Genomic DNA, 26,940 nt, shown 5'->3' with positions numbered 1-26,940 from the left:
CACTCTCATGTGTGACAGCAGGCACACCCACTTGGTAAAGACCGCATCAAATAGTTTGTGATACGGTTCACGAGAACCCCGGATAGAGCCGAAGGACCGCAGTGCGACGGTCCATTGGCGTGAGGTACACCCTCAGCCCGGGACTACGCTCGTCCATGACGACACCCCTGCCCCCCTGTGAAAGCGGAGTTGCCGCCATGCCGTCCAACGACGTCCGGATCCTGCTCCAGGCCGCTGTGCCCACAGCTGCCGTCGGCGCTGTAGCCGCCGTCGTCAGTGGTGTGGTCGCCGGTGGTAAGGGAGCGATCGGGGCGGGCGTCGCGACGCTGATCGTGATCCTCTTCATGGGGATCGGCCTCTACGTTCTGCAGCGCACTGCCAAATCGCTTCCGCACCTTTTCCAGGCCATGGGCCTGATGTTGTACGCGGCACAGATCCTGCTGCTGTTCATCTTCCTCGCGGCCTTCAAGAACACGACGCTGTTCAACGCCCGGGCCTTCGCGATCGCGCTCGTCGTCGGCACCCTCGTATGGATCGCCGCACAGACGCGCGCCCACATGAAGGCCAAGATCCTCTACGTGGAGCCCGAGTCTTCGGGCGACAAGCCCGAAAAGACGGGGCACTCGTCGTGAGGGGTAGGGCCGGGATAAGGGCGCTACAGAGATGCTGCTATCGTCCGGTGCCAACTGCGGCATCGCGGGCGCGGGCATCTGAGCTGACGCCTGCTCAATCGCGAGGCGAGATGCCCCCCAGCCGCCCCCACATCCGAAACACCAGTCCCGTGCCGAACCGCGGCTGCGCGCCGCGCCGACACAACGAGGTTGCCGTACCTATGCGCCACGCTGAAGGAGCCCGCGGTGAGTGCTGACCCGACGCAGACGCTCGCCTTCGAGACCGACTGCCACCTGTTCGACGGTTGTGGCTTCCCGGCTCCGGGCCTGCACTCGTTCCTGTTCGAGCCGCTCTTGGGCGACGCCGACGGCAACGGCCTCTACTTCAACAAGCCGATGCTGCTGGCCCTGTTGGGATCCATCATCATCGTGGGCTTCTTCTGGGCCGCGTTCGCCAGGCCGAAGCTCGTGCCCGGCAAGCTCCAGATGGTCGCCGAGGCCGGCTACGACTTCGTACGCCGCGGCATCGTCTACGAGACGATCGGTAAGAAGGAAGGCGAGAAGTACGTTCCGCTCGCCGTCTCCCTGTTCTTCTTCATCTGGATGATGAACCTCTGGTCGATCATCCCGGTCGCCGCCTTCCCGGTGACGTCGATCATCGCCTACCCGGCGATCCTGGCCCTGATCGTCTACATCACCTGGGTCTCGCTGACCTTCAAGCGGCACGGCTTCGTGGGCGCCTTCAAGAACTTCACCGGCTACGACAAGTCGCTGGGCCCGGTGCTCCCGCTCGCCATGACCATCGAGTTCTTCTCGAACCTGCTGGTCCGCCCGTTCACGCACGCGGTGCGACTGTTCGCGAACATGTTCGCCGGCCACACCCTGCTGCTGCTCTTCACGATCGCCAGCTGGTACATGCTGAACGGCATCGGCATCGCCTACTCCGCCGTCTCGTTCGTGATGGTCATCGTGATGACGGCCTTCGAGCTCTTCATCCAGGCGGTTCAGGCGTACGTCTTCGTCCTCCTGACCTGCACCTTCATCCAGGGCGCGCTCGCCGAGCACCACTGAGCACCCCGCTTTCGAACCCCCAGAGTCGTCCGGTGGCCAACCCCCACCGGTCCGTAAAGAGAAGGAAGAACTGGCATGTCCAACCTTGCTGCTGTCACCGGTGACCTCGGTTCCGTCGGTTACGGTCTTGCGGCCATCGGCCCCGGCGTCGGCGTTGGCATCATCTTCGGTAACGGCACCCAGGCCCTCGCCCGCCAGCCCGAGGCGGCCGGCCTCATCCGCGCCAACCAGATCCTGGGCTTCGCGTTCTGTGAGGCGCTCGCCCTGATCGGTCTCGTCATGCCGTTCGTCTACTAAGACGAACCCTGACGACCGAACCTGTCGACGAAAGGCACTGATGTGACATCCGCCCTGGTTTTCCTGGCGGCTGAGGGTGAGAAGGAGAACCCCCTCATCCCGCCGTGGCCGGAAGTTGTCATCGGCCTCATCGCTTTCGTCATCGTCTTCGGCTTCCTCGCCAAGAAGCTCCTCCCGACCATCAACAAGGTTCTGGAAGAGCGTCGCGAGGCCATCGAGGGCGGTATCGAGAAGGCCGAGGCCGCACAGACCGAGGCCCAGAGCGTCCTTGAGCAGTACAAGGCACAGCTCGCCGAGGCCCGCCACGAGGCCGCGCGCCTGCGCCAGGAGGCGCAGGAGCAGGGTGCCACGCTCATCGCCGAGATGCGCGCGGAAGGCCAGCGGCAGCGCGAGGAGATCGTCGCCGCCGGTCACGCCCAGATCGAGGCCGACCGCAAGTCCGCCGCGTCCGCGCTGCGCCAGGACGTCGGCAAGCTCGCGACCGAACTGGCCGGCAAGCTTGTCGGCGAGTCCCTCGAGGACCACGCCCGGCAGAGCCGTGTGATCGACCGCTTCCTCGACGGGCTCGACGACGCGGCTTCGAAGGCCGAGGCCACGCGATGAACGGAGCGAGCCGCGAGGCCCTGGCAGCCGCACGCGAGCGTCTCGACGCGCTGACGGACTCCACGTCCGTGGACGCCGGCTCGCTCGCCGACGAGCTGGCCGCCGTCACCGCGCTGCTGCACCGCGAGGTGTCGTTGCGTCGGGTCCTGACCGACCCGGCGCAGTCCGGCGAGGCCAAGGCCGAACTGGCCCAGCGCCTGCTCGGCTCCCAGGTCGGCGGTCAGACCGTCGACCTGGTGTCCGGCCTGGTGCGTTCCCGCTGGTCGCAGTCGCGCGACCTGGTGGACGCCCTGGAGCAGCTGGCGGCCCTCGCCGACCTCACCGCCGCGCAGAAGGCGGGCACGCTCGACAGTGTCGAGGACGAGCTGTTCCGGTTCGGCCGGATCGTCGCCTCGGCCACCGAGCTGCGCGCCGCGCTGACCAACCGCAAGGCGGGCGTCTCGTCCAAGAGCGAGCTGCTGCGCAGCCTGCTCGGCGGCCGGGCCACCGCGACCACCGAGCGTCTGGTGACGCGCCTTGTTACCGCGCCGCGGGGACGTAGCCTGGAAGCGGGACTGGAGTCCCTGTCCAAGCTCGCCGCCGAGCGCCGGGACCGCATGGTGGCCGTCGTCACCTCGGCGGTACCGCTGAGCGACCCGCAGAAGCAGCGCCTGGGTGCCGCCCTCGCGAAGCTCTACGGCCGCCCGATGCACCTCAACATCGACGTGGACCCCGAGGTCCTCGGCGGGATCCGGGTGCAGGTCGGCGACGAGGTCATCAACGGCTCCATCGCGGACCGTATCGAGGACGCCGGCCGCCGCATGGCGGGCTAGCGGCAACTTAATAGCAGTACGTACTTATTACGGCCCGTGTTGGGCCGTGCAGAAGAATCCTGGGGGTCGCCCCCAGACCCCAAAGTGAAACTTCGGGCCCAACAAGGAGAGCAGGGAACCCAGATGGCGGAGCTCACGATCCGGCCGGAGGAGATCCGGGACGCGCTGGAGAACTTCGTCCAGTCGTACAAGCCGGACGCGGCCTCGCGCGAGGAGGTCGGAACGGTCACCGTCGCCGGCGACGGTATCGCCAAGATCGAGGGCCTGCCCTCGGCCATGGCGAACGAGCTGCTGAAGTTCGAGGACGGCACCCTCGGCCTCGCGCTGAACCTCGAAGAGCGTGAGATCGGTGCGGTCGTCCTCGGCGAGTTCAGCGGCATCGAGGAGGGCCAGCCGGTCACGCGCACCGGCGAGGTCCTGTCCGTGGCCGTCGGCGAGGGCTACCTCGGCCGCGTTGTCGACCCGCTCGGCAACCCGATCGACGGCCTCGGCGAGATCGAGACCAGCGGCCGACGCGCCCTTGAGCTGCAGGCCCCGGGCGTCATGGCCCGTAAGTCGGTGCACGAGCCGATGGAGACCGGCTACAAGGCCGTCGACGCGATGACCCCGATCGGCCGTGGCCAGCGTCAGCTGGTCATCGGTGACCGCCAGACCGGCAAGACCGCCCTGGCCGTCGACACGATCATCAACCAGCGTGACAACTGGCGCTCGGGCGACCCGAAGAAGCAGGTCCGCTGCGTCTACGTCGCCATCGGTCAGAAGGGCTCGACCATCGCCTCCGTGCGTGGCGCCCTCGACGAGGCCGGCGCGCTGGAGTACACGACCATCGTCGCCGCCCCGGCGTCTGACCCGGCCGGCTTCAAGTACCTGGCGCCGTACACCGGCTCGGCCATCGGCCAGCAGTGGATGTACGAGGGCAAGCACGTCCTGATCATCTTCGACGACCTGTCGAAGCAGGCCGACGCCTACCGCGCCGTGTCGCTGCTGCTGCGCCGCCCGCCGGGCCGTGAGGCCTACCCGGGTGACGTCTTCTACCTGCACTCCCGTCTGCTGGAGCGCTGCGCGAAGCTCTCCGACGACCTGGGCGCCGGTTCGATGACGGGTCTGCCGATCGTCGAGACCAAGGCCAACGACGTCTCGGCGTTCATCCCGACCAACGTCATCTCCATCACCGACGGCCAGTGCTTCCTGGAGTCGGACCTGTTCAACGCCGGTCAGCGTCCCGCGCTGAACGTCGGTATCTCCGTCTCCCGAGTCGGTGGTTCCGCGCAGCACAAGGCGATGAAGCAGGTCTCCGGCCGTCTGCGTCTGGACCTCGCCCAGTTCCGTGAGCTGGAGGCGTTCGCCGCCTTCGGTTCCGACCTGGACGCCGCGTCGAAGTCGCAGCTGGAGCGCGGTCAGCGCCTGGTCGAGCTGCTCAAGCAGGCTCAGTACCAGCCGATGCCGACCGAGGACCAGGTCGTCTCCGTCTGGGCCGGCACCACCGGCAAGATGGACGACGTACCGGTCGTCGACATCCGCCGCTTCGAGAAGGAGCTCCTGGAGTACCTGCACCGCAAGGAGCAGGGCCTCATGACCTCCATCAAGGAGGGCGGCAAGATGTCCGACGACACGCTGACGGCCATCGCCGACGCCATCGCCGACTTCAAGAAGCAGTTCGAGACCTCGGACGGCAAGCTGCTCGGCGAGGACGCCCCGGCCGTCAACGTCTCCAAGTGACGTAAGGAAGGGACCTGACTCATGGGAGCCCAGCTCCGGGTCTACAAGCGTCGCATCCGATCCGTCACCGCGACCAAGAAGATCACCAAGGCGATGGAGATGATCGCCGCCTCGCGCGTCGTCAAGGCGCAGCGCAAGGTGGCGGCCTCCACGCCGTACGCGACCGAGCTCACCCGCGCGGTCACGGCGGTCGGTACCGGCTCGAACACCAAGCACCCGCTGACCACGGAGGCGGAGACGGCGAGCCGTTCCGCGGTGCTGCTCCTCACGAGCGACCGCGGACTGGCCGGCGCCTTCAACTCCAACTCCATCAAGGCGGCGGAGCTGCTGACCGCCCGCCTCGAGGCCGAGGGCAAGGAGGTCGACACGTACATCGTCGGCCGCCGCGGTCTGGCCCACTACAACTTCCGCGAGCGCAAGGTCGTGGAGTCGTGGTCGGGCTTCACCGACCAGCCCACCTACGCGGACGCGAAGAAGGTCGCGGGTCCGCTGATCGAGGCCATCGAGAAGGACACGGCCGAGGGCGGCGTGGACGAACTCCACATCGTCTACACCGAGTTCGTCTCGATGATGACGCAGACGGCGATCGACAGCCGACTGCTGCCGCTGCGCCTCGAAGAGGTCGCGGAGGAAGCGCCCCAGGGCGAGATCCTTCCGCTGTACGACTTCGAGCCGTCGGCGGAGGACGTCCTCGACGCCCTGCTGCCGCGGTACGTCGAAAGCCGTATCTACAACGCGCTGCTCCAGTCGGCCGCCTCCAAGCACGCCGCCACGCGCCGCGCGATGAAGTCGGCCACCGACAACGCGGGAGATCTCATCACCACGCTCTCCCGACTTGCCAACGCGGCCCGCCAGGCCGAAATCACCCAAGAAATCAGCGAGATCGTCGGTGGCTCCGCAGCCTTGGCCGACGCGACCGCGGGGAGTGACAGGTAATGACGACGACAGTTGAGACGGCCGTTGCCACGGGCCGCGTCGCCCGGGTCATCGGCCCGGTCGTCGACGTGGAATTCCCCGTCGACGCGATGCCGGAGATCTACAACGCTCTGCACGTCGAGGTGGCCGACCCGGCCCAGGACGGTGCGAAGAAGACGCTGACCCTGGAGGTCGCCCAGCACCTGGGTGACGGCCTGGTCCGTACCATCTCGATGCAGCCCACCGACGGTCTGGTCCGCCAGGCCGCGGTCACCGACACCGGCACGGGCATCACCGTTCCGGTCGGCGACTTCACCAAGGGCAAGGTGTTCAACACTCTCGGTGAGGTGCTGAACGTCGACGAGCAGTACGAGGGCGAGCGCTGGTCCATCCACCGCAAGGCCCCGCGCTTCGACGAGCTCGAGTCGAAGACCGAGATGTTCGAGACCGGCGTCAAGGTCATCGACCTTCTCACCCCGTACGTCAAGGGTGGAAAGATCGGTCTGTTCGGCGGTGCCGGCGTCGGCAAGACGGTGCTCATCCAGGAGATGATCTACCGCGTCGCCAACAACCACGACGGTGTCTCCGTGTTCGCCGGTGTCGGCGAGCGCACTCGTGAGGGCAACGACCTCATCGAGGAGATGTCCGAGTCGGGCGTCATCGACAAGACCGCTCTTGTCTTCGGTCAGATGGACGAGCCCCCGGGCACCCGTCTGCGCGTGGCCCTGGCCGGTCTGACCATGGCGGAGTACTTCCGCGATGTGCAGAAGCAGGACGTGCTGTTCTTCATCGACAACATCTTCCGCTTCACGCAGGCCGGCTCCGAGGTCTCGACCCTGCTCGGCCGTATGCCCTCCGCGGTGGGTTACCAGCCGAACCTGGCCGACGAGATGGGTCTCCTCCAGGAGCGCATCACCTCGACCCGTGGTCACTCGATCACCTCGATGCAGGCGATCTACGTCCCCGCGGACGACCTGACCGACCCGGCCCCGGCCACCACCTTCGCCCACCTCGACGCGACGACGGTTCTGTCCCGTCCGATCTCCGAGAAGGGCATCTACCCGGCCGTGGACCCGCTGGACTCCACGTCCCGCATCCTGGACCCCCGCTACATCGCGGCGGACCACTACGCGGCCGCGATGCGCGTCAAGTCGGTTCTTCAGAAGTACAAGGACCTTCAGGACATCATCGCGATCCTCGGTATCGACGAGCTGGGCGAGGAGGACAAGCTCACCGTCCACCGTGCCCGTCGCGTGGAGCGCTTCCTGTCCCAGAACACCCACGTCGCCAAGCAGTTCACCGGCGTCGACGGGTCGGACGTCCCGCTGGACGAGTCGATCGCGGCCTTCAACGCGATCATCGACGGTGAGTACGACCACTTCCCGGAGCAGGCGTTCTTCCTGTGCGGTGGCATCGAGGACCTGAAGAAGAACGCGAAGGAGCTGGGCGTCTCCTGAACTCGGACCTGAAGAGTTCTGAGCTCTGAGTTCGTATGAGGGGGCGGGCGCGTCCCGCCCCCTCATCCACGCCCACTAGACTTGTAACCAACACCCGGCAGACCCGCCGGGTGGTGACCCGAGGAGCCACCTTGGCTGCTGAGCTGCACGTCGCGCTGGTCGCGGCCGACCGAGAGGTCTGGTCCGGCGAGGCCACCCTGGTCGTCGCGCGCACCACGTCCGGCGACATCGGCGTCATGCCCGGTCACCAGCCGCTGCTCGGTGTGCTGGAGTCGGGCCCGGTGACCATCCGTACGAGTGATGGTGGAACGGTCGTCGCCGCGGTGCACGGCGGTTTCATCTCGTTCGCCGACAACAAGCTGTCGCTGCTGGCCGAGATCGCCGAGCTCTCGGACGAGATCGACGTCCAGCGCGCGGAGCGCGAGCTCGAGCGCGCGAAGGCGGAGGGCGACGCCCACGCCGAGCGTCGTGCGGACGTTCGACTGCGAGCGGCGGCGGCGCGCTGATCCCAGCGCGGATGCGATGACGTCACTCAGCCGCGGCCGGCACCGGAGCAATCCGGAGCCGACCGCGGCTGAGGCAGATATGGATGTTTTTTCCGTTCCGTTACCTTTTCCGGGTACCTAGGAGACGAGGAGGTCGGTGTCGATGGTCCTCGCTCTGACTGTGTGCGGAATCGTCGTGGCCCTGGTGGCACTGGGGCTGTTCGTCTTCGGTCTGCGTCGCAGGCTCATCCAGCGCTCCGGCGGCACCTTCGACTGTTCCCTGCGCTGGGACGTCTCCGAGAAGCCGGACACCAGCGGCAAGGGCTGGAGCTATGGTGTCGCCCGCTACAACGGCGACCGCGTCGAGTGGTACCGCGTCTTCTCCTACGCCTACCGCCCGCGCCGCGTCCTGGAGCGCTCCCTGATCGAGGTGGCGGGCCGCCGCCTCCCCGAGGGCGAGGAGGAGCTGGCACTGCTCTCCGACGCGATCATCCTCACCTGTCTGCACCGGGGCACGCGTCTCGAGCTCGCCATGAGCGAGGACGCGCTGACCGGTTTCCTCGCGTGGCTGGAGGCAGCCCCGCCCGGACAGCGCGTCAACGTCGCCTAGCGAGCCTCTTTACGACAGCCCGTTGTTGATGGCGCTCACCAGCTCGCCGCCCGCGGTGTCACCGCTGAATTCCCAGAAGAACGCGCCGCCCAGGCCCTGGTTCTTGGCCCAGGTCATCTTCCCGGCGATCGTCGAGGGCGTGTCGTAGGACCACCAGTTGCTGCCGCAGTGCGCGTACGCCGTGCCCGCGACGGTGCCAGTGACCGGGCAGGACGTCTTGAGCACCTTGTAGTCCTCGATGCCCGCCTCGTAGGTACCGGGTGCCGCACCGGTCGCCGTGCCGCCGGGGGCGGACTGGGTGACGCCGGTCCAGCCTCGGCCGTAGAAGCCGATGCCGAGCAGGAGCTTGGCGGACGGGACGCCCTTCGACTTCAGCTTGGCGATCGCGTCGGCGGAGTTGAAGCCCGCGGCCGGGATGCCGGAGTACGAGGTGAGCGGCGAGTGCGGGGCGGTCGGGCCGTCCGCGTCGAAAGCGCCGAAGTAGTCGTACGTCATCACGTTGTACCAGTCGAGGTACTGGGCGGCGCCGCCGTAGTCGGCCGCGTCGATCTTGCCGCCGGAGGAACCGTCGGCGGTGATGGCGGCGGTGACCAGGTAGTTCGAGCCGAACGCCGAGCGCAGGCCCTGCATCAGGTTCCTGAAGGCCGCGGGGCCTGAGGTGTCGCAGGTCAGTCCGCAGGCGTTCGGGTACTCCCAGTCGATGTCGATGCCGTCGAACACGTCGGCCCAGCGCGGGTCCTCCACGACGGCCTTGCAGGAGGCGGCGAAGGCGGCCGGGTTGGCGGCGGCCTGGGCGAAGCCGCCGGAGTAGGTCCAGCCGCCGAAGGAGTACAGCACCTTGATGTGTGGGTACTTGGCCTTGAGCTGGCGCAGCTGGTTGAAGTTGCCGCGCAGCGGCTGGTCCCAGGTGTCGGCGGTGCCGCTGACGGACTGGTCGGCGGTGTAGGCCTTGTCGTAGGCGGCGTAGGTGTCGTCGACGACGCACTTGCCGTCCTTGACGTTGCCGAACGCGTAGTTGATGTGGGTGATCTTCGCGGCCGAGCCCGAGGTCACCAGGTTCTTGACGTGGTAGTTGCGGCCGTAGACGCCCCACTCGGTGAAGTAGCCGAGCTTGGTCTTGGAGCCGGTGGGCGGCGGGTCGGTGGTGCCGCCGGTGGTGCGGACGGCGACCGCGCCGCTGACCGGGCCGGTCTGGTCGGCGGTGTCGCGGGCCTGGACGGAGTAGGAGTAGGCGGTGCCGGCGGTGAGGCCGGTGCTGGTGTACGAGGTCGTCGTCACGGTGGCGATCTTCGCACCGTCGCGCAGGACGTCGTAGTTCTTGATGCCCTTGTCGTCGGTGGCCGCGCTCCAGGCCAGTTTCACGGAGGTGTTGGTGACGTCGGAGGCGGTAGGGGTGCCGGGGGCGGAGGGGGCCGCGTCGCCGGGGACGGTGGTGCCGTCGCAACCGCCCCCGTTGAGCCTGCAGTTGGCGGGGGAGCCGGAGCCGGTGCCGTTGAAGCCGAAGGAGACGGAGGCGCCGGGGGCGAGGGTGCCGTTCCAGGACTTGTTCCTGGCGGTCCAGTGGGTGCCGGACGACGTGACGTCGGCGTCCCAGGCGGAGGTGACGGACGTACCGGAGGGGAAGTCCCACTCGACGGTCCAGGAGCTGAGGGAGGTGGTGCCGGTGTTCTTCACCGTCCACTTGCCCTCGAAGCCGGTGCCCCAGTCGGAGGCCTTGGTGTAGGTGGCGGTGGCGGACGTCGCGGCCTGGGCGGGGCTCGCGAGGCCGACCAGGCCGGCGAAGGGGAGCATCAGTGTCGCGAACGCTGCCGCGGCTCTGTGTCTGAAGCGCATGCGGCGCCTCCTCTGGGTTGGGGGCGCGACTGAGCCTTCACGCCCACGGTGCCGCGAGAATAGAAAGGTCTGGACCATAGGTCAATAGGTCTGGACCAGTACTCCTGAAGTGGCTTCAGATGCCCAACTCCTGTGCGAGCACGGCCGCTTGGACCCGGCTGCGCAGCTCCAGCTTCCCCAGCAGCCGGCTGACGTGCGTCTTCACCGTGGCCTCGGCCATGTCGAGGCGCGCCGCGATGCCGGCGTTGGACATCCCCTCGCCGAGGCAGGACAGCACCTCGCGCTCCCGGCGGGTGAGGGAGTCGAGGATCGCCGGGTCGGCCCCCGGTTCCCGTACCGGCTTCGCCGCGAACTCGGCGATCAGGCGCCGGGTGACGGCCGGTGCGACGATGCCCTCGCCGCGGGCCACCGTGCGGACGGCTTCGATGAGGTCCTTCGCCTCCGTGTTCTTCAGCAGGAACCCGGCGGCCCCCGCCCGCAGCGCGCCGAAGACGTACTCGTCGAGGTCGAAGGTGGTCAGCACCAGCACGTCGGCAAGGTTCTCCGCGACGACCCGGCGGGTCGCCGACACCCCGTCCAGACGCGGCATCTGAACATCCATCAGCACCACGTCGGGCCGCAGTTCGCGGGCCAGTGCCACCGCCTGCTCACCGTCCGCGGCCTCGCCGACCACCTCGATGTCGGGGGCGCTGCGCAGGATGAGGACCAGTCCGGCGCGGACGGCCGACTGGTCCTCGGCGACAAGGACCCGGACGGGTCGGCTCATGCGGGGTCTCCTTGAGTGAGGGGAAGCGTGGCGCGTACGGTCCAGAGCGTGTCCTCGGGGCCGGCCTCGAACGTGCCGCCCAGCAGCGCCGTCCGCTCCCGCATGCCGACGAGTCCGGCGCCCGAGCCCGGTGCGCGCGGGCCGTCCCGGTCGCCGTACGGGCTGGTGACCGCAACGGTCAGCGAGCCGTCCCGCTGGGCGAGCGCCACGGTGACGCGGCCGGGGCAGGCGTGTTTGAGGGCGTTGGTCAGCGACTCCTGGACGATGCGGTAGGCGGCGAGTTCGACCGGCGCGGGCAGCGGGCCGTACTCGGTGTCGAGGGTGATGTCGAGGCCGTTGGCGCGGGCGCCCTCGACCAGGGAGCCGAGGCCGTCGAGCGTCGGGGCGGCGGCCGGTTCGAGGTCGCCGCTGCTGTCGCGCAGGATGCCGATGAGCCGCCGCATCTCGGCCAGCCCCTCGACGCTGTTCTCACGGATGACACCGAGCGCGTCCCGGGAGGTCGCGGGGTCGTTCAGGGAGAGCGCGGCCGTGGAGTGGATGGCGATCGCGGAGAGATGGCCCGCGACCAGGTCGTGCAGTTCGCGGGCCATCCGGGAGCGCTCGGCGACGACCGCCTGGGAGCGGTCCATCTCGGCGAGCAGCGCGGTCTGGTCGGCGCGCAGCCGGGCCGTCTCGGCGGCGTCGCGGTGAGAGCGGACCAGGGCGCCGGTGGCGGCCGGGGCGAAGGACACCACGCCGGTCACGAACCCGATGAGCAACGCCTCCGGTACCCGCCACCAGGCCACGAACCCGATCGTCACGCCCACCGTGACCAGTCCCGTGGTGACGGGCAGGCGGCGGGCGGCGGACGGACTGCCGTACAGGGCGGCCGCGTACATCAGGTCCGTGTACATGGTGACCGTCACGATGTTGCCGCGGGTGAACTGGTCGGCGACCACCATGACGGTCCCGACGGAGAGGGCCAGCTGGGGCCTGGTCCGGCGCAGCAGCTCCAGCGCGGACATCACGGCGAGCGGCGCGAGCACCCACGCTCCGGGCACGGTCCGTCCGGGGTTGGAGTACAGGCCGAGCGCCCACACCAGCACACCGCAGAGCAGTCCGGTGCCGGCGACGCACACGTCGAAGCGGTGCGGTCGGGGCGGTCGCGGGGCCATGGCTCCATCCAACACGGCCCGCGCGCCGCACGCGTGCTTCCCGGGGACGGTCCCGTACTGCATCCTTCGATGTACCGCGACTTCGTCACCGCCGACGACGCCTCGCCCGGATCCCGCCGGGAGCCTGGAAAGGTGACCGAAGGGAGCGAACCGTGATCGTCGCGTTGATCATCGCCTGCGAGGTCGGATTCTGGGTGCTGCTGGCGCTGGGCCTGGCCGTCCGCTATCTGCTGAAGAGGCGCCGGACGAGCGTGGTGCTGCTGCTGTGCGAGCCGGTGCTGGAGCTGGTCCTGTTCGTCGTGACGGCGATCGACCTGAAGAACGGCGCCGAACCGAGCTGGGAACACGGTCTGGCGGCGCTCTACATCGGCTACACCGTCGCCTACGGCCACTACACGATCCGCTGGCTCGACGGCCACGCGGCCCACCGCCTCGGCGGCGCGCCGAAGCCCGTGGGCCCTCCGCGGTACGGCATGGCGCGGGCCCGGCACGAGGGCCGCCTCTGGCTGCGGACGCTCCTGGCCGCGGCGGTGGCGTGCGCCCTGCTCCAGGGAGCGGTCTGGTACGTCGGCGACTCCGGTGACGTCTCGTCCCTGCGCGCCTTCCAAGGAGCCGCGCTCAGGGCCGCCGGCATCCACGGCCTGGTCGCGCTGGCGTATCTGATCTGGCCGAAGAAGGCACCGGCGGGAACCCAGCCGGAACACCGGACCAGCCTTATGAAGGAGAGTGCCCGGCGATGAGCAAGGCGATGAAGAACCTGCTGGAGGGCGTCGGCACCTTCGGGGTCGGCCTGGTGCTGTGGCTGTTCACCGGGGATGTCCAGACCTCGGTCGTGACCTTGACGAAGGTCGGCGTGGTGATGATGTGCGTCGGGGGAGCGCTCGTCCTGGTGGGACTGGTCCAGGCGCTGCGGCCGCCGGCCGGCGGCTGACGTCAGCGTTCGCCGCCCGGCACCCACAGGACGTCGCCCTGGTCCTTGTTCGCCGCCCGCGCCAGGATGAACAGCAGGTCGGACAGGCGGTTGAGGTAGGTCGCGGTGAGCGGGTTCATCACCTCGCCGTGCACCTCCATCGCCGCCCACGTGGACCGCTCGGCCCGCCGTACGACCGTGCATGCCTGGTGGAGGAGGGCCGCACCCGGGGTTCCCCCCGGGAGGATGAAGGAGCGGAGCTTCTCCAGCCGCTCGTTGAAGCGGTCGCAGTCCGCCTCCAGCTTGTCGACGTAGAACTGCTCCACCCGCAGGGGCGGGAACTCCGGCTTCTCCGTCACCGGCGTCGACAGGTCCGCGCCCACGTCGAACAGGTCGTTCTGCACCCGGGTCAGGACCTTGACGATCTCCTCGTCCAGCCCGCCCAGCGCGATCGCCGTGCCGATCACCGCGTTCGCCTCGTTCGCGTCGGCGTACGCGGTGATCCGGACGTCGGTCTTGGCGACCCTGCTCATGTCACCGAGGTTGGTGGTGCCCTTGTCGCCGGTCTTCGTGTAGATGCGCGTCAGATTGACCATGACGTCAGCCTAATTACGCTCCGGACGTCCGGAAGACCCGTGTGCCCACTGTCACGGCCGACGCGGCGAGGCCGAGGGCCACCAGGACGCCGTAAAGCTCGGGCGGCCGACGCGCCCGAGCCGGCGTACGCCTCCCGCACAGCGTCCGCCGGACGACGGAACGGCATGAAGTGCGACAAAAGGTCCAACCTGCCCGGCGCCGGCGTCATCGACAGCTGGGGCGCTCAGGGAGGACGTCGGTGCGACGTCCGAGGACCCGCTTGCCGGGCCTGATCGCCGGTCAGATCCGCCGGATCGGCCGGACCGTCCTCGTCGCCGCCGGCCGTGAGATGGTGGCCGGGCGCAATCCGGACGAAGTGTCACGAGAGGTGCTCGTGCTTCTCGGCGACATCGAGGACCTGTTGGGCGAGAAGGTGCTCAACTACGCCGTACGAGGAGAGCGCTGAGCCGTGCCGGTGTGATGTCCGTCAGATGAGACGTGACGCGCATTACTTACCGGTCACACAGCCCCTCACCTTCGCTAGGGTCCGCCGGAGAGGCAATCGTCAACAGCCTGTAAGCGCTCGTGTGCAGTCATTCAAAGGGGAGTCGCACAGTGGCACGGAAGCTTGCCGTCATCGGCGCCGGCCTGATGGGTTCCGGTATCGCCCAGGTTTCCGCGCAGGCGGGCTGGGACGTCGTCCTGCGTGACGTCACCGAGGCGGCACTCAAGCGTGGCACCGACGGCATCAAGGCCTCGTACGACAGGTTCGTGAGCAAGGGCAGGCTGGAGGCGCACGACGCCGACGCCGCCCTCGCCCGGATCACCACGACCACCGACCTGGACGCCGTGGCCGACGCCGACATCGTCGTCGAGGCCGTCTTCGAGAAGCTCGAGGTCAAGCACGAGATCTTCGGCGCCCTCGACAAGATCGTGCGGGACGACGCCGTGCTCGCCTCCAACACCTCCGCCATCCCGATCACCAAGATCGCGGCCGCGACGGAGCGCCCGGAGCGCGTGGTCGGCACGCACTTCTTCTCGCCGGTCCCCATGATGCAGCTGTGCGAGCTGGTGCGCGGCTACAAGACGAGCGACGAAACCCTCGCCACCGCACGGGAGTTCGCCGAGTCCGTCGGCAAGACCTGCATCGTCGTCAACCGTGACGTGGCCGGCTTCGTGACGACCCGTCTCATCTCGGCGCTCGTCGTCGAGGCGGCGAAGCTGTACGAGTCGGGCGTGGCCACCGCCGAGGACATCGACCTCGCCTGCAAGCTGGGCTTCGGCCACGCGATGGGGCCGCTCGCCACGGCGGACCTCACCGGCGTCGACATCCTGCTGCACGCCACCAGCAACATCTACACCGAGTCCCAGGACGAGAAGTTCGCCCCACCGGAGCTGATGCGCCGGATGGTTGACGCCGGTGACATCGGGCGCAAGAGCGGGCAGGGCTTCTACAAGCACTGATCAAGCACCGATCAACCCGAAACCGCACAGGCCCCTGGGGCATCACACCCCCGGGTGAATTCGGTATCGGTTCGCTTACGGACGGCAACCTCTGACCGTCCAACGCAGTCAGAGGTTGCATCACCGGCCTTTCACTTCCGCGGAGCACGAGACGACGCACGGGGAGCGCATATGTACATCAGGGGCGACCACGCCGAGCTGGTCGTCGGGGGCCGCCTCGACGTCCGCAGCGCGGCGGACGCCCGTACGGTCCTGCACACGGCCGTCGACGACGGAGTCGGCGACCTGGTGCTCGACCTGTCCGAGCTGGACTCCTGGGACGCCACCGGCCTCGGAGTGATCATGGGGGCACACCGGCGCGCCGGCCGCTGCGGCCGACGGCTCGTGCTGCGCGGCGTACCGCCGCAGATGCAGCGCCTGCTGGTCGCCACGCGACTGCACCGGATCCTCGCGATCGAGGGCGGTATCGGGGTGGAGTCACTGCCCCGGGTGTGACGTCCGGTACAGGTGGGGCAAGGCGGCCGGGAGTTTCCGGTTGCGAAACACACGTCGTGCGCAATCCTCATGAGACTGTGACGTCTCGGACGGCGCGGGACCCCGGGCTGTCGTAGATACTGTGCAAAGGTTTAGGGTTCGGTCGCCCGCTGCTGACTACCCTCGAGCGGGCCCGGACCAGAAGCGACAGCGCGGTGTGCAACAGGCCGGGAGGGGCCGGAGCTGGCACACGACGCTTTTGGGGGGCTTGACCTTATGGACCCGAACAACCGGGAGCCCGAGGAGTACGGCCACGACGGTGACGCCCACGCGTCGAGCCGGAGGCCGCCCAGGGACTCCCTCACATCGGACTTCGGGCAGCACGCGCCCGCACTCGCCCGCACGGTGCAGCTCGTCGCGGGCGACTACCTGCTCACCGTCAACCCGGTCGACGGCAGCGAGATAGAGGCCTGCCCGCCGGGCGAGCGCCCCGGCCGTCCCGAGAAGCTCGGCGCGGCCGAACGCGCAGAGGTCGCCCGCGCGGCCAGACCACCGGTGCCGCCCGGCCCGACCCGGCCGGAGCTGCCGCTCCTGGCCCGCCAGGAGGAGCGCGAGCGGCTGGTACGGCTGCTCGCCCGCGGCCGCTCCGTACGCCTCACCGGCCCGGCCGGCTCCGGCCGCACCAGCCTTCTCGACGTCGTCGCCGAGGACTGCGCGGACCTCGCCCCCGACGGCGTCGTCCGCCTGAGCGGCTACCGCCGCACGTCGAGCGACCTGCTCCACGACCTGTTCTACGCCGTTCACGACGCGCCCCTGCACCGACCGGACCGGGACGAACTGCTCTCCTACGTCCGTGAGATCGGCGCTGTCGTCGTCCTCGACGACATCGAGTTCGGCGGCGCCGCCCTGGACGAGCTGCTGGACGCCACGCCCGAGTGCGCCTTCCTGGTCGCGGCCACGCCCGACGTGCCCGCCCCGTCCGCCGACTCCGCCCTCGAAGAGGTCTTCCTCGGCGGACTGGAGCGCGCCGACGGCGTGGAACTCCTGGAACGCGCCGTCGACCGCGTCCTCACGGAGGAAGAAGCCAACTGGGCCGGCGACCTCTGGTTCGAGTCCGAGGGCCTGCCGTTGCGGTTCGTCCAGGCCGGGGCGCTGCTGCGGCACCGCGACCGACTGCGGGCCGGAGCCGGTGCCGCCGGCGAGTTCGGCGTCTTCGCCGACGCCACACCGGTCGACGCGCCCTTCGGCACATCCGCGGACCCGTCCTCCGCCCCGGACGAGGGCGAGAACGTACCCCTGCCCGCGCTCGGGGAGGCCGCCGCGCCCGCCCCGCTGCTCGCCACCCGGCTCAGCGACTCGGCGCGTGCCACCCTGCGGTTCGCCGTCGCGCTCGGCGGCGAGGTACCCCACCAGGCGCACCTGCCTGCCCTCGTCGGCGACACCCACGCGGACGCCGCCCTCGGCGAGCTGGTCTCCTGCGGCCTGGTCTCCCCGGTCGGCTCCCGCTACCGCCTCGCCGCCGGCGTGCAGACCCAGCTGGAGGCCGCCGGCTACGGCGACGACGTCGAGGCCGGCGCCCGCACAGCCGCCCGGCACTACGCCTGGTGGGCCGGTCACCCCTCGGTCACCCCCGAGCGGGTGTGCGCCGAGGCGGACGCCCTGCTCGCCGCCCTCGCTCTCCTCGCGCCGGGCACGACACCGCCCGCCGAGGACGAGGAGAGCGCCACCGTGCAGCTGGCCCGCACGGCGGCACCCGCGTTCGCCGCGGGTGGGCACTGGAGCGCCTGGGAGCGGACGCTGCGCTCCGGCGCCGAGGCCGCCCGGCTCGCCGGGGACGTGTGGGAACAGGCCTACTTCCACCACGAGTTGGGCATCCTCGCGCTCTGCGGAGGACAGCTCGACCGGGCCCGTGCCGAACTGGAGGCCTCCATCGGCCTGCGCGGCACCCTCGCCGACAAGCGCGGCGCCGTCGCCGGGCGCCGGGCCCTCGCCCTGGTCGCCGACCGCTCGGGCACCGTGCCCGCCTTCGCCGCGATGGCGGGGGAGGAGGTGCCGGACGCCCGGTACGAGGAGTCGCAGTCGCCTCCTGGCGGCGTCCCGGCGGCGTTTCCCCAGCTTCAGCGGCCGGCCGACAGCTCCACGCTGGTCACCTATCAGACGTCGTCGCCGGCACCGCTTCCGTCAGGGGCGTCGCACAAGGCCCGGGGCGGCCTCAAGGGCCTCGCCCGGCGCAACCTCGTGGCGGCCGGCGCGGGCGCGCTGCTGGTGGCCGTGCTCGGCACGGTGGTGACGCTCGGGGCGACCTCGGAGAACGACCCCAACAACCCGTCCGACCAGGTCGGCGTCAACCCGTCGGCCAGCCAGGGCCTGAACGACGGCAGCCTGGGCGCGGACGTGCCGAAGAACGACGACGGCTCCGGTGACACCGGTGCGGCCACCAGCCGCCCGACCGATCCGGGCCCGGACGGCACGTACGGCACCTCCGACGACCCGACGCCCACGGACCCGGCAGAGCCGTCCGACCGGCCGAGCGGGACGCAGGGGCCGAGCAGCGGTTCGTCGAGCTCGCCGTCCAAGCCGTCGACGACGAAGCCGCCGTCCTCGTCCCCGCCGACGACCTCGCCGACGAAGCCGCCGACCACTTCCACGTCCCCGTCGACGCCGCCGTCGACTTCGACGTCCCCGTCGACGCCGCCGACACCGACGAGCCCGCCGGCCTCCTCCCCGGCGACCTCCGACTCGGCCAGCGGCGGCCCGGCGTCCTCACCGGTGGAGACGAGCAGCTCCGCCGGCGCCCCGGAGACCAGCGAGGCCGGCTCCCCGAGCAGCGCGGAGTCGGTGATCTGACGCCCGTACAGGCGCGCAGGCACAGCACGGAAGGGCCCGGTCCGAGGAAACGGACCGGGCCCTTCACGTCGTGGCGACGTGAGCGTCAGAACAACCGCAGCTTGTCGTCCTCGATGCCCCGCAGGGCGTTGTAGTCGAGGACCGTGCAGCCGATGCCGCGGTCCGTGGCGAGGACGCGGGCCTGCGGCTTGATCTCCTGGGCGGCGAAGACGCCGCGGACCGGGGCGAGATGGGGATCGCGGTTCAACAGCTCCAGGTAGCGGGTGAGTTGCTCGACCCCGTCGATCTCACCGCGCCGCTTGATCTCCACCGCGACGGTCCGGCCGTCCGCGTCCCGGCACAGGATGTCGACCGGGCCGATGGCCGTCATGTACTCGCGGCGGATGAGCGTGTAGCCCTCGCCGAGGGTCTCGATGCGGTCGGCGAGGAGCTCCTGGAGGTGCGCTTCCACGCCGTCCTTGATCAGGCCGGGGTCGACGCCCAGTTCGTGCGAGGAGTCGTGGAGAACTTCCTCCATCGTGATGATGAGCTTCTCGCCCGCCTTGTTGATGACGGTCCAGACGCCTTCCTCCTCGCCGGAACCCTCCTTCAGCGTGCAGGGCGGCGACATCCAGTTCAGGGGCTTGTAGGCCCGGTCGTCCGCGTGAATCGAGACGCTGCCGTCCGCCTTCACCAGGATGAGACGGGGGGCGGAGGGGAGGTGGGCGGTGAGCCGGCCGGCGTAGTCGACGGAGCACCGGGCGATGACGAGACGCATGGTCGGCAACGCTACTCGACGGGCCCCAGTGCACGCGATTCGGCCCGGAACATACCTGTTCGGTTGTGGCCGATTGTGTGCCTAATGAGGTCTCCGCATGTACGCATTCTCCTGGTGCCGTCACCGTCCGTTGCTTACGGTAGTAAACGGGAGGTCGCGAGTTGTGTACACAGCGTGTTCGATATCGCGAACTCCCTTTATCTGTCCGGCAACCCCTGTTGATCGGGGGTGCGAGAGGAGAACCCATGTCGCTCGACGTCTCACCGGCCCTACTCGAACAGGCCGAGCGAGGCGAGGTCGACGAAGCTGCCTTCGTCGACTGCGTCCGGACCTCCCTGCCCTACGCATGGGAGATGATCAGCTCCCTGGTGGCCCAGCTGAAGGTCGACGGCGGTCAGTTCGCCGACAACCAGACGCCTCCGCCGGACGAGCAGGCACGCGGTCAGCTGCTGCGTGCGCTTGCGAGTGACGCGATACGCGGCGCGCTGCAACGGCACTTCGGCGTGCGGCTGGCGTTCCAGAACTGCCACCGGGTGGCGGTGTTCCCGTTGGACTCCTCCGTCGACGAGACGCTGGCCCGTTTCACCTCGGCGCGCAACCAGCTGTTGAACCAGTCCCCGGAGCTTCGGGACTGCTGACGCAGTGAGCTGCTGGCTTGCCGCTCCGTACGCGGGAGGTGCTTCAGTACCGGGGCGGCAAGCTCCCTGCCGGACAGGGCCGTTCAGCCGAGGTGCGGGATGACCTCGGCACCCAGCCGCCGGATGTTCTCCTCGGTGGCCGCCAGGTCTCCCGAGCCCTCCGTGAGCAGGGCGAACCGGGAGACGCCGGTCCGCTCGCTGGTCGCGGCGAGGCGGTCGGCGCACAGCCGCGGAGTGCCCACCGGGTGCAGTCCGCAGAGGAGTTCGGTGTAGGCGAGCGGATCGCGCATCGAGCGCTCGCGGCCGTCGACCGTGACATGGGCGCCGAGCCCCTGCTTCAGCCAGCCCGGCATCGCCTTCGTCAGCGTCTCGACCGCGTCCTGGCGCCGGTCCGCGATCTGGCAGACGCCGGCCGACACATGGGCCGCCCCGAGGACCTGCTCCGGGGGATGCCCGGACGCGCGCGCGTGCCTGCGCCACAGCGCGACCATCTCGGCCTTCTCCTCGTCCCCGACGTGCATCCCGAGCAGCATCGGCAGCCCGCGCTCGGCGGCCAGCCGCACGCTCGCCGGAGAGGTGCACGCGACGACGACCTCCGGGCCCGCCGTGTCCGTCAGCGCCTCCGAGGGCCTCGGGACGACGGGGACCTCGCGGAAGGCGAACCGCTCGCCCGAGGCGGAGACCGAGGGCTCGCGCAGCCAGCGCACCAGCAGATCGAGTGATTCGGGGAACCCCGACTCGTACGCCTCGAGGCCCGAGCCGAACACCTCCAGGTCGACCCAGGGCCCGCCGCGCCCCACGCCGAGCGAGAAACGCCCGCCGCTCGTCATGTGCAGCAGCGCGGCCTGTTCGCCGAGCGCCACGGGGTGGGTGGTGGGCAGCACGCTGACGGCGGTGCCGACCTGGATGCGGCGGGTGCGGCCGAGCAGTAGCGCCGCCAGCGTGATGGCCGACGGGCACGTGCCGTACGGTACGAAGTGGTGCTCGGCCAGCCAGACCGCGTCCAGCCCGGCCTCCTCGGCCACTTCGGCCGAGCGGACCGCGCGGTGCAGCGCCTCCCCCTGGCCCTGCCCCGGGAACTGGGCAGCCAACACGAAACTTCCTACGTGCATCGCTCTTCCTGCTTCCTTGGCTCCGACGCGGAGCTCCCCCACCCGGCATAACCGTCTGACACGTGCCGAGGACACGGCCTGGCGAAGAGATTTGCGGATTGTCTGCAGAATGGGCGCCCGGGAGGGGGACTTGTGGGGGTTGGTGCCGTACGCGTACCCCCGTCCGTGCCGCGTAGGCTGGACGCGGCCCGCTTCCTGTATAGCCCCGTGAGGTGTCCCGTGTCCCCGCGTCGCAACCGACCCAAGGGAGTCGGTTCGTCAGGCTCGTCCGGCCGGAGCGCCGAGGACGACCGCTCCGGCCGCTACGGCGGCTTCCAGTCCGCCGAGGACTGGCGGGGCGAGCAGTGGAGCGTGCGTCATGTGGCCGGGGCGAGCGCCCAGGGCAAGGCGTACCGCTGCCCGGGCTGCGAGCAGCTGATCCCGGACGGCGTCCCGCACGTCGTCGCCTGGCCCGAGCACTCGGGCGTCGACGAGCGCCGCCACTGGCACAAGGCGTGCTGGAACGCGAAGGACCGCCGCACCACGCGGGTGCAGCGGTCCCGGAACGCGCCGAGGTTCTAGGAACCCCTCGGTCCACACGTCGGATCCCTCGGCTACACCTCCCGCCGCTCCAGCAGCGCGAACGCGCCCGCGAAGGCGGCGGCCGTCACGCCGACGGCGATCCACAGCGGGTCCCAGCCGGATGGGCCCGTCTCGGTGAGGGAGTTGGAGTAGAAGACGCTGAGCTGGTTCGGGATCGAGTACTCGAACAGAGCCTGGCGCAGGTTCTCCAGGGACGCCGAGAGCATGAACAGCGCGATGACCAGAGGGGCCAGCACAAGGGCGATCATGATGGTGATCGCGCCCGCGGAGTGCCGGATGATCGAGCCGACCACCAGCGAGAGCAGGCCGAGCAGCGCGATGTAGAGCGAGATGCCGACCGTGCCCTTCAGCCACTCCTGGCCGGACGGCTCCTTGGCGCCCTCCAGCATGGCGACGTCCGCCAGCGCGACCAGCAGGGCCGACACCAGCGTCACCACGAACGCGACCGAGAAGAACACGATCGCCTTCGCCGCGAGGACCCGGCCGCGCGAGGGGCATGCCACCATCGTGGTCCGGATCATGCCGGTGCTGTACTCCGCGGCCGTGGTCAGCACGCCGAGCGTGATGACGCACATGCTGCCGAGGAGCAGCCCGAAGAAGCCGAACGACAGCGGGTTCTCGCCCGCGAGGCTCTCCTCGTCCGAGTTGGCGGCGACCAGCGCGCCGGTCGCGAGGCCGATGCCGATGACGAGCAGCACGAACACGCCGAGCGTCCACATCGTGGAGCGCACCGACCTGATCTTCGTCCACTCCGAGGCGATCGCGTGCCCGAGGTGCGTGCGCACGACGGGGATCGGCGAGGTGTACGTGGGGTGCGACGGTCCGGGTGCCGCCTGCCAGGTGGGTGCGGCCTGCGGCGTCTGGGGCTGCGGGGTGCTCATCGGGCGTCCTCGGGCTTGTTCAGGTCGGCGGCAGGGGCGGAGGAGGCGGGGGCAGGAGCTCCCGGGGCGAAGACGGGGGCCGCGGGCGCGGCGGGCCGCGCGGCGGCCGGGGCCTGCGGGGCGTACGGCGCCTGCGGGGCGTACGGGTTGGGCGCACCGGCACCGGGGCCCGGCACGGCGACGGGAGCGCCGTACGGGCCCGCGGGCGGCTGCCCCTGCGGCATCGAGAACGGCTGCCCGCCCTGCTGGGGCGGCGGCGGTGCGTACCAGCCCGGCTGGCCCTGCCCCGGCATCGGCATCGGCGGCTGCGCACCCGGCGGCAGCGGCTGCTGGAGCCCGGCCCTCTGGTCGACGGTCGAGCGGTAGTCGACGGCGCCCTGCGTCATCCGCATGTACGCCTCCTCCAGCGAGGCCTGGTGCGGCGACAGCTCCCACAGGCGTACGTCGGTGTCGTGCGCGATGTCGCTGATGCGCGGCAGCGGCAGCCCCGTCACACGCAGTCCGCCGTCCTGCTCCGGCATCACGTGCCCGCCCGCCTCGGTGAGCGCGGACGACAGCTTCTCGCGCAGCTGCGGGTCGGTGTCGGGTGTACGGACGCGCGCGAAGTCGGCCGAGTTGGCCGAGATGAAGTCCTTGATGCTCATGTCGGCGAGCATTTGCCCGCGTCCGATCACGATCAGGTGGTCGGCGGTCAGCGCCATCTCGCTCATGAGGTGTGAGGAGACGAAGACGGTGCGGCCCTCCGCGGCGAGCGCCTTCATCAGGTTCCGCACCCACAGGATGCCCTCGGGGTCGAGGCCGTTGACCGGCTCGTCGAACAGCAGCACCTGGGGGTCACCGAGCAGCGCGGCGGCGATGCCGAGTCGCTGGCCCATGCCGAGGGAGAAGCCCTTGGAGCGTTTTCTCGCCACGTCCTGGAGGCCGACCACGCCGAGCACCTCGTCGACCCGGCGGGCCGGGATGCCGGACAGCTGGGCCAGACACAGCAGGTGGTTGCGGGCGGCCCGGCCGCCGTGCACCGCCTTGGCGTCGAGCAGCGCACCGACCTGGCGGGGCGCGTTGGGCAGCTTGCGGTACGGATAGCCGCCGATCGTCACCTGCCCCGAGGTGGGGTTGTCCAGGCCGAGGATCATGCGCATCGTCGTCGACTTGCCCGAGCCGTTGGGCCCGAGGAAGCCGGTGACGGCCCCGGGCCGCACCTGGAAGGAAAGGTTGTACACAGCGGTCTTGTCGCCGTAGCGCTTCGTCAGGCCGACTGCCTCGATCATGCTCCGCACCCATCGCAAGGTTCAGGACAGCGGGGCACACGCCCCCCGTAAGGGTTAGGAGCTTATCGGGGCGCTGACGGTTCCGCTCAAATGAAAGCAAAGCCCGAAGCCTCAGGCGTCCCGCTGTGTCTTCAGGCGTCCCTCTTCTTGAGCAGGACGTAACCGCCGAGGAGCGCGGCGACCACCCACAGCGCCATGATCCCGAGGCCGCCCCAGGGACCGTACGGTGTGTCGTCGTCGATGGGGGTGACCACCTGCATGATCTTGCTGCCGGCCTGGTCGGGCAGGTAGCGGCCGATCTTCTTCGTCGCGTCGACGTTGCCCAGGATGTTGGAGATCAGGAAGAAGAACGGCATCAGGATGCCCAGCGACAGCATCGGCGAGCGCAGCATCGCGGCGACGCCCATCGAGAACATCGCGATCAGGGTCATGTAGAGGCCGCCGCCGATGACCGCGCGCAGCACGCCGGAGTCGCCGATCGACGCCTTGTGGGTGCCCAGCATCGCCTGCCCCAGGAAGAAGGCGACGAAGCTGGTGGCCATGCCGACGACGAGCGAGAGCCCGGTCGCGACCGCGATCTTGCTGAACAGGAAGGTGCCGCGCTGCGGTACGGCGGCCAGCGAGGTGCGGATCATGCCGGTGCTGTACTCGTTCGACACGACGAGCACACCGAACACGATCATCGCCAGCTGCCCGAGGCTCATGCCCGCGAAGCTGATGAACGTCGGGTCGAAGGACAGCTGGTCGCTGCGGCTCATGGCGTCGAACTCGTTCTTCGACAACGCCGAGATCAGCATGCCGAGCGCGATGGTGACGACCACGGCGAGGGAGAGCGTCCACACCGTGGACGCCACCGACCGGATCTTGGTCCACTCGGACCGGACGACCTGGATCGCCGCCATGGTCAGTTCCCCTTCCAGCCGTCGCCCCACTGCGGTTGCGGTGCGAGGGACGTGTCGGCATGTGCGTGGTACTCGACCGACTCCGCGGTCAGTTGCATGAACGCCTCCTCCAGGGAGGCCTGCTGGGGGCTCAGCTCGTGCAGCACGATCTGGTGCTGCGCCGCGAGCTCCCCGATGTACTCGGGCTTCCAGCCGTCGACTTCCAGCGTGCCGTTGCCGGCCTGCACGGCGGTGATCCCGGCGCCGTGCAGCACGTCGAGCAGCCGCTCGCGGTGGGGGGAGCGGATGCGGACGTACGCCCGCGAGTTCCGCGCGATGAAGTCCGCCATGGAGGTGTCCGCGAGCAGCCGACCCTGCCCGATGACGACGAGGTGGTCGGCGGTCAGCGCCATCTCACTCATGAGGTGGGAGGAGACGAAGACCGTACGGCCCTGCGCGGCCAGCGACTTCATCAGGTTGCGGATCCAGTGGATGCCCTCGGGGTCGAGGCCGTTCACGGGCTCGTCGAACATCAGGATCCGCGGGTCGCCGAGCAGCGCGCCCGCGATGCCGAGCCGCTGCCCCATGCCGAGAGAGAATCCCTTGGCCTTCTTCTTCGCGACCGCGGTGAGGCCGACCGTGTCCAGCACCTCGTGCACCCGGCTCTTCGGAATGCCGTTGCTCTGCGCGAGGCACAGCAGGTGGTTGAAGGCGCTGCGCCCGCCGTGCATGGCCTTGGCGTCCAGCAGGGCGCCGATGTACCGGAACGGGTCCTTCAGCTGGTCGTAGTGCTTGCCGTCGATACGGACGTCCCCGGCGGTCGGCCGGTCGAGCCCCAGCATCATCCGCATGGTCGTCGACTTGCCGGCGCCGTTGGGGCCGAGGAAGCCCGTCACGATGCCCGGTCTGACGGTGAAGGTCAGATTGTTGACCGCCACCTTCTCGCCGTACCGCTTGGTCAACCCCTCGAGCTCGATCATGCGACCCACGCTAGGGGCGGCTTGCGGCGGATGCCAATCGTGGGGGCGAACGGACACCGACCAGGGCGGCAACATCCGTGGAAGCGGCCGGTTTCGCCGGGCACATGACCAAGGCCCGCACCCCTCGCAGGGGATGCGGGCCCAGTCGTACTACGTCACACGCTTACCGGGACTGCTGAGCCGGGACACCCCGGGAGATCGGCTCGTCGTCGGCCGGCGTACTGGCGGCGGCCACCGCGGCGCCCGTGAGCGTGGCGAGCATCTCGCGCACGTTCGTCAGCTGGGCGTTGATGGAGTCGCGGCGGTTGGTGAGGGCGGCCAGCTCGCGCTCGGATTCCGAACGGATCCGGTCGGCCTTGGCGTTGGCGTCGGCCACGATGTCCTCGGCCTGGCGCTGTGCCGTCTCCACGGTCTGACGGGCACGGCGCTCGGCGTCCGTGCGCAGCTTCTCCGCCTCCAGGCGAAGCTGCTCCGCGCGGTGCTCGATCTCCGCGAGACGCTTCTCCGCCTTCTGCTGACGCGAGGCCAGGTCGCGCTCCGACTGCTCGCGGCGCTTGGCGAGGTTCGTCTCGAAGTCGGCGGCGGCCTGTGCGGCCTTGGCACGGGTCTCCTCGAAGAGGGCGTCGGCCTCCTCGCGCTTCGACTGCGCGTCCTTCTGAGCCTCGGAGCGCAGCTGCGAGGCGTCACTCTTGGCCTTCTCGACGATCCGGACGCCCTCGTCCTCGGCCTTGGCCTTGCGCTCCGCAGAGAACGATTCTGCGTCGTTGCGAACCTGCTGGGCCGACGACTCGGCGAGCTCGCGGTGCTGCTCGGCCGCGCGCCGGGCCTCCTCGCGCAGATCCTTGGCCTCTTCCTCGGCGAGGCGGAGGATCTTCTCGACACGTGCGCCGAGACCGGCGTACGACGGCTCGGCGTCGCTGACCTGAGCCTGGGCGTTCTGCGTTTCGAGGTGGAGCTCCTCGATGCGCTTTTCCAGAGCAGTGATACGGGCCAGAGCGCTGTCACGGTCGGAGACGAGCTTCGAGATGCGTTCGTCCACCTGAGCGCGGTCGTACCCACGCCGCACAAGCTCGAAGCCGTAGGGGGAAGTGTCGCTCATGGGGTTCCTGTCGAATGAGACCGGTGAGGTGATAGGGGGAATCCTAGGGGCCGAAGCGGTGTGTCATCGAGCGGATGCGTGTTTGATCTGGAGAATGACACCCCTTTTGGGTGGCTAACCCTCGGACGACTTGCCAAA

The 26,940-nt window shown here is 69.5% G+C and carries 28 protein-coding genes and 2 pseudogenes; 18 read left to right on the top strand and 12 right to left on the bottom strand.

The genetic code is table 11. The annotated features are described in order from the left end of the window. Nucleotides 1-197 precede the first annotated feature (197 nt). The 10 genes from ACFWWR_RS29845 (at nt 198) to ACFWWR_RS29800 (ending at nt 8,580) form a co-directional block, all read left to right on the top strand. Nucleotides 198-632, top strand: coding sequence for a hypothetical protein (locus ACFWWR_RS29845; protein WP_383866935.1), 435 nt, complete (start codon nt 198-200; stop codon nt 630-632). A 225-nt stretch (nt 633-857) separates the two neighbouring features. Further along, complete coding sequence (gene atpB / locus ACFWWR_RS29840; RefSeq protein ID WP_345560838.1) at nt 858-1,682, top strand: F0F1 ATP synthase subunit A; 825 nt, start codon at nt 858-860, stop codon at nt 1,680-1,682. Nucleotides 1,683-1,757: 75 nt separating this feature from the next. Next, on the top strand, nt 1,758-1,979 hold the full coding sequence (atpE, locus tag ACFWWR_RS29835) for an ATP synthase F0 subunit C (RefSeq protein WP_004925497.1): 222 nt from the start codon (nt 1,758-1,760) through the stop codon (nt 1,977-1,979). A 42-nt stretch (nt 1,980-2,021) separates the two neighbouring features. Next, the gene (locus tag ACFWWR_RS29830; protein ID WP_383866932.1) at nt 2,022-2,582 is read left to right on the top strand and encodes a F0F1 ATP synthase subunit B; all 561 of its coding nucleotides are present in this window, start codon (nt 2,022-2,024) and stop codon (nt 2,580-2,582) included. After that, nucleotides 2,579-3,394 carry a F0F1 ATP synthase subunit delta gene (locus tag ACFWWR_RS29825; protein ID WP_383866930.1) on the top strand — a complete coding sequence of 272 codons (816 nt, stop codon included), beginning with the start codon at nt 2,579-2,581 and terminating at the stop codon, nt 3,392-3,394. The genes ACFWWR_RS29830 and ACFWWR_RS29825 overlap by 4 nt, the downstream gene beginning before the upstream one ends. A 123-nt stretch (nt 3,395-3,517) precedes the next feature. Further along, a complete protein-coding gene (gene atpA / locus ACFWWR_RS29820; RefSeq protein ID WP_383866929.1) occupies nt 3,518-5,113 on the top strand; it encodes a F0F1 ATP synthase subunit alpha in 1,596 nt (531 codons plus the stop codon). A gap of 21 nt (nt 5,114-5,134) precedes the next feature. Beyond that, on the top strand, nt 5,135-6,049 hold the full coding sequence (locus tag ACFWWR_RS29815; protein WP_383866927.1) for a F0F1 ATP synthase subunit gamma: 915 nt from the start codon (nt 5,135-5,137) through the stop codon (nt 6,047-6,049). Continuing rightward, entirely contained in the window at nt 6,049-7,485 is a 1,437-nt protein-coding gene (atpD, locus tag ACFWWR_RS29810; protein WP_383866925.1) for a F0F1 ATP synthase subunit beta, read from the top strand. The genes ACFWWR_RS29815 and atpD overlap by 1 nt, the downstream gene beginning before the upstream one ends. A gap of 131 nt (nt 7,486-7,616) precedes the next feature. Beyond that, nucleotides 7,617-7,991, top strand: coding sequence for a F0F1 ATP synthase subunit epsilon (locus tag ACFWWR_RS29805; RefSeq protein ID WP_266433771.1), 375 nt, complete (start codon nt 7,617-7,619; stop codon nt 7,989-7,991). A 142-nt stretch (nt 7,992-8,133) separates the two neighbouring features. Next, nucleotides 8,134-8,580 carry a DUF2550 domain-containing protein gene (locus ACFWWR_RS29800; RefSeq protein WP_383866923.1) on the top strand — a complete coding sequence of 149 codons (447 nt, stop codon included), beginning with the start codon at nt 8,134-8,136 and terminating at the stop codon, nt 8,578-8,580. A gap of 9 nt (nt 8,581-8,589) precedes the next feature. Here the strand turns inward: ACFWWR_RS29800 and ACFWWR_RS29795 are convergent, their stop codons facing one another. From ACFWWR_RS29795 to ACFWWR_RS29785, 3 genes are all read right to left on the bottom strand, one after another. Next, nucleotides 8,590-10,413 (bottom strand): glycosyl hydrolase family 18 protein, encoded by a 1,824-nt coding sequence (locus tag ACFWWR_RS29795; RefSeq protein ID WP_383866921.1) that lies wholly within the window; start codon nt 10,411-10,413, stop codon nt 8,590-8,592. A 115-nt stretch (nt 10,414-10,528) separates the two neighbouring features. Beyond that, nucleotides 10,529-11,179 (bottom strand): response regulator, encoded by a 651-nt coding sequence (locus ACFWWR_RS29790; RefSeq protein ID WP_383866919.1) that lies wholly within the window; start codon nt 11,177-11,179, stop codon nt 10,529-10,531. After that, entirely contained in the window at nt 11,176-12,333 is a 1,158-nt protein-coding gene (locus ACFWWR_RS29785) for a sensor histidine kinase (protein WP_383866917.1), read from the bottom strand. The genes ACFWWR_RS29790 and ACFWWR_RS29785 overlap by 4 nt, the downstream gene beginning before the upstream one ends. Before the next feature lie 152 nt (nt 12,334-12,485). On the opposite strand from ACFWWR_RS29785, the gene ACFWWR_RS29780 reads away from it, so the two are divergent. Both ACFWWR_RS29780 and ACFWWR_RS29775 read left to right on the top strand, forming a co-directional pair. Further along, on the top strand, nt 12,486-13,073 hold the full coding sequence (locus ACFWWR_RS29780; RefSeq protein WP_384306330.1) for a hypothetical protein: 588 nt from the start codon (nt 12,486-12,488) through the stop codon (nt 13,071-13,073). Next, nucleotides 13,070-13,264 carry a DUF5708 family protein gene (locus ACFWWR_RS29775; protein WP_383866913.1) on the top strand — a complete coding sequence of 65 codons (195 nt, stop codon included), beginning with the start codon at nt 13,070-13,072 and terminating at the stop codon, nt 13,262-13,264. Before ACFWWR_RS29780 ends, ACFWWR_RS29775 begins: the two co-directional genes overlap by 4 nt. A gap of 2 nt (nt 13,265-13,266) precedes the next feature. On the opposite strand, the gene ACFWWR_RS29770 is transcribed toward ACFWWR_RS29775, so the two are convergent. Further along, nucleotides 13,267-13,839, bottom strand: coding sequence for a cob(I)yrinic acid a,c-diamide adenosyltransferase (locus ACFWWR_RS29770; RefSeq protein ID WP_383866911.1), 573 nt, complete (start codon nt 13,837-13,839; stop codon nt 13,267-13,269). Nucleotides 13,840-13,852: 13 nt separating this feature from the next. After that, nucleotides 13,853-14,054: pseudogene (locus ACFWWR_RS29765) on the bottom strand (ABC transporter permease); the annotation flags it as partial. 8 nt (nt 14,055-14,062) lie between these two features. On the opposite strand from ACFWWR_RS29765, the pseudogene ACFWWR_RS29760 reads away from it, so the two are divergent. The 4 genes and pseudogenes from ACFWWR_RS29760 to ACFWWR_RS29745 form a co-directional block, all read left to right on the top strand. After that, nucleotides 14,063-14,285, top strand: a pseudogene (locus ACFWWR_RS29760) (TetR/AcrR family transcriptional regulator); the annotation flags it as partial. A 149-nt stretch (nt 14,286-14,434) separates the two neighbouring features. Next, nucleotides 14,435-15,283, top strand: a complete 849-nt coding sequence (locus tag ACFWWR_RS29755) for a 3-hydroxyacyl-CoA dehydrogenase family protein (protein WP_383866909.1) — start codon at nt 14,435-14,437, stop codon at nt 15,281-15,283. 171 nt (nt 15,284-15,454) lie between these two features. Next, nucleotides 15,455-15,778 carry an STAS domain-containing protein gene (locus ACFWWR_RS29750; RefSeq protein ID WP_053753244.1) on the top strand — a complete coding sequence of 108 codons (324 nt, stop codon included), beginning with the start codon at nt 15,455-15,457 and terminating at the stop codon, nt 15,776-15,778. A 255-nt stretch (nt 15,779-16,033) separates the two neighbouring features. Next, nucleotides 16,034-18,604, top strand: a complete 2,571-nt coding sequence (locus tag ACFWWR_RS29745; protein WP_384306327.1) for an ATP-binding protein — start codon at nt 16,034-16,036, stop codon at nt 18,602-18,604. 85 nt (nt 18,605-18,689) lie between these two features. On the opposite strand, the gene nucS is transcribed toward ACFWWR_RS29745, so the two are convergent. Beyond that, entirely contained in the window at nt 18,690-19,361 is a 672-nt protein-coding gene (gene nucS / locus ACFWWR_RS29740) for an endonuclease NucS (RefSeq protein WP_053753246.1), read from the bottom strand. Nucleotides 19,362-19,606: 245 nt separating this feature from the next. Between nucS and ACFWWR_RS29735 the strand changes: the two genes are divergently transcribed. Beyond that, nucleotides 19,607-19,999, top strand: coding sequence for an SCO5389 family protein (locus tag ACFWWR_RS29735; protein ID WP_383866905.1), 393 nt, complete (start codon nt 19,607-19,609; stop codon nt 19,997-19,999). Nucleotides 20,000-20,082: 83 nt separating this feature from the next. Here the strand turns inward: ACFWWR_RS29735 and ACFWWR_RS29730 are convergent, their stop codons facing one another. Further along, the gene (locus tag ACFWWR_RS29730) at nt 20,083-21,111 is read right to left on the bottom strand and encodes an LLM class flavin-dependent oxidoreductase (protein WP_383866903.1); all 1,029 of its coding nucleotides are present in this window, start codon (nt 21,109-21,111) and stop codon (nt 20,083-20,085) included. Between the two features lie 219 nt (nt 21,112-21,330). Between ACFWWR_RS29730 and ACFWWR_RS29725 the strand changes: the two genes are divergently transcribed. After that, complete coding sequence (locus tag ACFWWR_RS29725; protein ID WP_383866901.1) at nt 21,331-21,672, top strand: ATP/GTP-binding protein; 342 nt, start codon at nt 21,331-21,333, stop codon at nt 21,670-21,672. Between the two features lie 32 nt (nt 21,673-21,704). On the opposite strand, the gene ACFWWR_RS29720 is transcribed toward ACFWWR_RS29725, so the two are convergent. The 5 genes from ACFWWR_RS29720 to ACFWWR_RS29700 all read right to left on the bottom strand — a co-directional run bounded on the left by ACFWWR_RS29720 (nt 21,705) and on the right by ACFWWR_RS29700 (nt 26,802). Then, nucleotides 21,705-22,574, bottom strand: a complete 870-nt coding sequence (locus tag ACFWWR_RS29720) for an ABC transporter permease subunit (RefSeq protein WP_384306324.1) — start codon at nt 22,572-22,574, stop codon at nt 21,705-21,707. Further along, the gene (locus tag ACFWWR_RS29715) at nt 22,571-23,842 is read right to left on the bottom strand and encodes an ABC transporter ATP-binding protein (RefSeq protein WP_384306322.1); all 1,272 of its coding nucleotides are present in this window, start codon (nt 23,840-23,842) and stop codon (nt 22,571-22,573) included. The genes ACFWWR_RS29720 and ACFWWR_RS29715 overlap by 4 nt, the downstream gene beginning before the upstream one ends. A 131-nt stretch (nt 23,843-23,973) precedes the next feature. Then, a complete protein-coding gene (locus ACFWWR_RS29710) occupies nt 23,974-24,744 on the bottom strand; it encodes an ABC transporter permease (RefSeq protein WP_383866895.1) in 771 nt (256 codons plus the stop codon). 2 nt (nt 24,745-24,746) lie between these two features. Further along, a complete protein-coding gene (locus tag ACFWWR_RS29705; protein WP_383866893.1) occupies nt 24,747-25,703 on the bottom strand; it encodes an ABC transporter ATP-binding protein in 957 nt (318 codons plus the stop codon). Between the two features lie 163 nt (nt 25,704-25,866). Further along, nucleotides 25,867-26,802: a cellulose-binding protein gene (locus ACFWWR_RS29700; RefSeq protein WP_383866891.1), complete on the bottom strand. Its 936-nt coding sequence runs from the start codon at nt 26,800-26,802 to the stop codon at nt 25,867-25,869. Nucleotides 26,803-26,940: the final 138 nt, after the last annotated feature.

The organism is Streptomyces sp. NPDC058678 (genome assembly GCF_042714835.1).
GTDB lineage: Bacteria > Actinomycetota > Actinomycetes > Streptomycetales > Streptomycetaceae > Streptomyces.
Note: the sequence above shows the minus strand (reverse complement) of the source record. Positions and strands in the feature narration are given on the sequence as shown.